Consider the following 593-nt stretch of genomic DNA (forward strand, 5'->3'; position numbering starts at 1 on the left):
GTCTTCAACGGCGAGATCTACAATCACCGCGAGCTCAGAAAGCAGCTCGAGGCCGCCGGCCATGTCTTTGCGACGGACCACTCGGACACCGAGGTTCTGGTGCATGGCTGGGAGCAGTGGAAGGACGGGCTGTTCAGCAGGCTGAACGGCATGTTCGCCTGCGCGATCTGGGACGAGCGGCAGCGTGAGCTGGCGATCGCCCGCGACCGGTACGGGATCAAGCCGCTCTACGTCGCGGAACTGCCCGGCAAGGGTCTCGTCTTCGGCTCGGAGGTGCGTGCGCTCTACGCCAGTGGGTTGATCGACAAGCAGTTCGATGCGTCGGCAACCCTGGAGTACTTCACGCTGATGAACAATTGGGGAGGGCGCACGCCGTTCCGCGGCGTTCGTCTCCTCAAGCCGGGTACCTTCGAGCGATTTGCGGCGAGTGGAAGTTCGAGCGGCACCTATTGGTCGCCGTCCTATCATCGCAAATACTCGCCCGGTTTGGCACGGGCCTCGGGCGAGGTTGGCGAGATATTGCAGTCCGCGTTGCGGAGACAGTTGGCCGCGGACGTTCCGGTGATGGCGTATCTATCGGGCGGCATCGACAG

Annotated in this window: 1 protein-coding gene; it reads left to right on the forward strand. The window is 63.2% G+C overall.

The window, feature by feature from the left end; all coding sequences use genetic code 11:
• A partial coding sequence (locus tag NS334_RS17160) for an asparagine synthetase B family protein (protein WP_193753171.1) occupies positions 1-593 on the forward strand: 593 nt, incomplete at both ends.

Source organism: Sphingomonas endophytica (genome assembly GCF_001476895.1).
GTDB classification, from domain to species: Bacteria; Pseudomonadota; Alphaproteobacteria; order Sphingomonadales; family Sphingomonadaceae; genus Sphingomonas; species Sphingomonas endophytica_A.